This window comes from Candidatus Proelusimicrobium excrementi, assembly GCF_937881865.1.
Taxonomy (GTDB): Bacteria; Elusimicrobiota; Elusimicrobia; order Elusimicrobiales; family Elusimicrobiaceae; genus Proelusimicrobium; species Proelusimicrobium excrementi.
This window is the reverse complement of sequence record NZ_CALGEO010000107.1, coordinates 1-5,177: the sequence shown is the minus strand read 5'-3', so window position 1 is coordinate 5,177 and position 5,177 is coordinate 1. Positions and strand designations below refer to the sequence as shown.

The window sequence follows — 5,177 nt, the reverse complement described above, 5'->3', positions numbered from 1 at the left end:
GGTTTTCACTTTCAGCCTGAGGGCCGCTTCCCTGCGAAGAATCCCCCCCGGAATAAGAAATTGATAAAGCAAGGCCTTCGTCGGAAAGAGGCGATATTAAAAAAGCGCGGCTGATAATTTCCACCGCTTCGTTCTTGCGGTTCTCCCTAGCCAAGAGATTTGCCAAACGAAGGCGGGCGACGCTGTCGCCGGGTTTGATTTTTAAAGCTTTTTTATAATTTATCTCGGCGTTGGTATAAGAATTTTGTTTTTCGCTCAAAACGGCTAAAGCCAAAATGGCTTCTTCGTAATTGGGATAAAGGCGCAAAGCTTTTTTGAATGAAGACTCCGCCAGAGAGTCCCGGCCCATAACCTCGTAAAGAGAACCAAGCTGATAATGATAAAGAGGATGGGTTTTATCCAAACGCACGGCATTGCGGAAGTGGAACAGAGCCTCCTCATAATCGCCGAGCGCGGCATATGTTGAGCCTATATTCATTTGGGTGTCCGGGCGGTCGGGATCAATATCTATGCTCTCTTTAAAACTGGCTAAAGCGGAATTGATATCGCCCTTCCAAGCATAAGCTATGCCCAAAAGCTGATGTGCGTGGGCGTTGTCTTTATCCAATTTTAAAGCCGCGCGATATTCCGACATAGCTTGATCCACCTGTCCCTGCCAGTAAAGAGAAATGCCCAAAAATATATGCGGATAAGGATCGTCGGGATTTTTTATTACGGCCTTGGCGAAAGATTTGGAAGCTTCAGCATATTTGGAGAGGCTCAGCTCTTTTATCCCCTGATACATATTGGTGTAAGATTGGCTTTTCATCAGGCTGTCCCAAAAGGTGGGGTAGGTGTCTTCCAAGTTAGCCTTATTGCCTTTTACGCCGACACCGCTTCCGCCAAGGAATTTAGGCAGTGCGGCAAAAGCGCTCCCTGCAGATAAAATGCAGGCCAGTGCGGCAATAAGCCAATATTTAAAATAAAAACGCCCTGATAACATAGATAAATTATATCATTTGGCAAGATTCATAAGCATAAAAAATAAGCACAATATAATTCGGCCCCGCTTTGAACTTAAGCGGGGCCGATTGTTTATAACTTTTTATCTATCGCCGATTAACTTTCTTTACAAGATATCGGGCTGGGGCTTTGTCCCTTTTCAATTACTCCGCCGGTAATGCATTTAGCCCAGTTTTCATCTGCTTTTGAGCCTTCGGAGGGGCCATAGCCGTTTACAAAAATTACCAATCTTCTTGATAATTTTTTAGCTTCAGCGAATTCGTTGGAAGCATATCTAAGCGCTTCTTCCTTAGCAGCTTTGTAGTCCTGATATTCTTGCAAAGCTTCTTCTTCCGCCGTTAATCTTACGGCTGCTTCTGCAGCTTCTAATCTGCGAGTAGCGTCATCCAACTTGCCAAGCAAGGTTGCTCTTGCATCAAAACCCGCAGTTTTAAGTTCGTCGTTTATTTGGCCTATTTCCTGTTTTATTGCAGCCGCTTCATTATTATTAAGCTTCATCAATATCTGAGGGCCTAACGGATATTTATTAGCCAAAGTTCTACGAGCGCCTTCCGCTAAGAGTTTTTTCTGCCTCATGGTGTTTATCGCCTCATCAATTTCAGCCTGATGGGGATTTATGCCGTTATCAATAGGATACTCCGCTTTCACCGCAGCAATATATTCGGATTCAGATCCATATCCGTCCTTATTGTTAAGGTTGAAACCGGGGGTTCCGGTAAATCCGGCGGGGAACTGAAAAGCAATATTCAGCTCAGGATCTTTGTTCTTGATATATTCATAAACGATCTTTGCCACCGTCATGGCTCTGGCCTGAGATAAACCTTTGTTTTTCTCTCCGCCGACTTTGGAAGTCCAGCCGTAAAGGCCGATTTTCATTTCATCGCCTTTTAAGCATTTAAGCACGCCTTCAGTCTGGCTTTGAACTTCTTGCGTACCGGCCTCCATTTTATTTATACACTTATCGCCTTTTCCCAAACCGAACCTTGAGAACTGCGACGTACAGAAAGTGGATGTTACTTTAAAAGAACATTCTTTCTGCGGGCCGCCGTCGCCCCAGTCTTCGCCGGGATCGTCAAAATTGCAATACGGGCAGTCTTCGTCCAAAACTTCAGCACTGATACCGAAAGTCATCAATCCGTATTTGCCGTCCCTGTTATTGGGCAGAATACCGAAGTTGTCTTTAAGCGCTTCCTCTTTATATTTGCATATAGGATCGCATTGAGGCTGTTTCGCTTTGAATTTGGCGACGTCTTCTCCGCATTCTTTATCCGCCCTGGAGGCCTCTAAAACTTCCGCATCGGTTAAAGGCGTGGCAGCCTTTTTGATGTTAAAGTTTTCAACTTTAACGGCTTTATACAGCTTGTCATTTTCCACGCAGAAATTATCCGTGGAAGGAGCCTCTTCGCATTCTTCGCCGTTGCAGCCCCATTTGTAGTAGCAGACGGTATTTTTCTGTCCTGCGGTAGGGCCTATCAAATCAGTAATAGAAACCTGATCAAGCGATTTGCCTTCAACTACATCACCGGGGTGTACATTGGGGGAGGCTTTATTCGTCATAATCCAGAAGACTTTGCCTCTTCCGGGTTTGGCCCTATTGGTACTATCCTCAGTGCTGCTCGTGGATTTACCGGGCCTGAAACTCGGAGCCGTATAAGTAACGGTTTTCATGAGAGTGCCGTTAATATTGGCCGTGCCTTCTTTTTTAGCCATATCTTTGCCGACTCTTATATCTTTAACAACAGGCGCGATATTGCCTTCTTTTACGGCACCCGTCTGTACATATTCAACAAATATTGCAAAGATATTATCTTTTTCATCGGGATTAATTACCGTTGCATGGAAGTCCGATTCTGCCAACGAGTTTACGGAAACCGAATCCGGCGTATCGCAAGATAAAGCATTGGCTTTAGGATCTTTAAAATAGCCGTCTGCGCGCCAAACTTCGCAAACGCCATCGACTTCGGCGCTGATATCGGTTTTCTTTTTGATATCCTTTTGGATACCGGTTTCATCTATGAAAGTAGCCGGTTTAGCCACTTTACCGGCGCAGTAATTATACTGTGCGTTTACTACACCTCTGAGATACTCATTAACAAATTCTTCCGTAGAAGCAGCTTCTTCCTGAGCGGACTCCTCGGCGGAATCATTTATAGTATATCTGCCGCTTTCAAGCTGTGAAATCTGCTCATCAATAGCGGCATTGGCCTGCTTTTGAGCCTCAGTCAGTTCCTGCCCCTTAGGAGCAACAACTTTCTGCTTTTCCAGATCGACAATTTTCGCGGCGACCTGATCCTGCGTCATAGGCTTTTCGGCGGCAGGCGTGTTAGAGTCATTATATTGACCGGTTTTCTTATCGTTTTTCTTTTTGCTGCCTTTGGCAACGAAAGAACCGACTCTGGTAATTTTACAGTTCTCGCTGATTTCAGCCAATTCGTTTTCGCTCAAGGTAAAGTTATTGGTTCTTTCGAGAGCGATAACGAACTCATTATTAGGGGTACCGGTTTTGACCTTTTCGTCGCGTGGTTTAGCCTTAACATAAACGACGATTTTTTCTTCTTTACCGGCTCTGCGTTTACCGTCGGCTTTGCGGGTAGCGGAAGCTTTATAGACCAAAGGAGTCTGATTAACGCTGTCGCAAGAGCCTTGATACCGAGTACCGGAAAGGCCGGAGAGTTTACCGGCTTTAAGGCCGAGGCATTCCAGACGAGCTTGGAGAGCATTTTTTCTGCCGGACTCAGAGATATAAGTTTTGGCGTTATGCTCTTTACAGAAAGCCTGAATGGAAGAGAAAGAATTATTAGTGGTTTCCTTGCTGTCGCCGGAACCGGTGGAAGAAGAAGTATAATCCCCGATATCGCCGGCGCAAAGTTCCATACCGTCGACTAGACAGCAAACGTCTTTAGAGCCGCCTTTAATTCCGAGGAAATTTTTAACAGATCCGTCTTCGGAACCGGTAAGGAGGCACATAGCGAGGTTAGTAGAAATTTTAATAAGGGAATCAGAAAGGGCTTTTTGCCAATTATAATTCCAAAGTTCCCAAAGTTTTTGGGAGCGGTCCTGCATCATATCCCACCACCAAGGTTTTTGGTTGGTGTAATGGAATTTATGGTCAGGGACAGCGCCTTGAGAAGCTAAACGAGCGGCGGCCTTTCTGGGGTCACCGGCGGCGCCTAAAGGAGAACCGTCGACGTCGCGAAGTTGAGCTTCAAACAAAGCCTGTTTAGCGGGGCCTTGGTTCAAAGCACCCAAAGAGCGGGCAGCCTCGGCATATAACCCTTCACCTGTAAGGACACGACCGGCGCCGGCAGATTTAAGAGGCTGTAAAGCAACAGGCCTGACACCAGCCCTGACAGAAGCAGCTTTGCCGTTGGTAGTAGGAGCACCGCCAATAGCCAAGTTGCGAGTAAGCCCGGAACCCGCACCGCCAAAACTCATAGAACGATTGCGGAAAGCACCAATAGCGGTAGCCTTGCGCTGTACAGCATTGCGGATGGCAGGCTTAACAGCTTTTTTGTAAGTATCCCTAACAGGCATCTCTTCGACGTAAGATTTATTAGCATCATCAAGATTGCTAGAATCGTCGCCAATATCAACGTTTTCATGGATAGCGGAATCTTCACCTGATTTGGGAGTAATAATATACTCTAAAGGATTGCGGTAACCAGTGCTCGGTACGATTTCACCGTCGCCGGAACCTATCCACTCCGTAGAGCCATCACCGACCCAGTTCTCGTATCTGTCTGCGGAACCGTCCGGATATTCAACACCGCTGTTGCGGCTGAGTAATGGCAGCAGCAATAATGCGGCCGCGGCCACTATGATAAAAGGCAAATCCCTTTGAGCTCTTTGGATAAGAGTTCGTTTGGCTTTGCCGTCTCCTCCTACACGGGAGGGAATACGTTTGGATAATGGAAGAGATTTACTCTTCTTTAACTTATCGCTAAACGTAAAGCTGTCTTTATTTGGCATAAGGCCTCCTCTTTACATTTATTCACTTCTACTTCAAATCGTATTGCGAATATAGGGCTTTACAAATACATTGTAACGCCCCATATTCCCATTAGACTACAATTTTCATTAACTGTCAACAATTTTTTATATACGGCTTTTAATAAATTTAAAAGAAATTTTCATTAACGGTTCCGTCCAAGCCCGCACCTTTAACAACATCTTTG

Annotated in this window: 2 protein-coding genes; both read right to left on the bottom strand. The window is 45.5% G+C overall.

The genetic code is table 11. The features are described from left to right. A partial coding sequence (locus ACQY26_RS04725; protein ID WP_428047983.1) for a tetratricopeptide repeat protein occupies window positions 1-982 on the bottom strand: 982 nt, incomplete at its 3' end. Between the two features lie 116 nt (window positions 983-1,098). Then, window positions 1,099-4,971: a hypothetical protein gene (locus tag ACQY26_RS04720; RefSeq protein ID WP_428047982.1), complete on the bottom strand. Its 3,873-nt coding sequence runs from the start codon at window positions 4,969-4,971 to the stop codon at window positions 1,099-1,101. Window positions 4,972-5,177 lie beyond the last annotated feature (206 nt).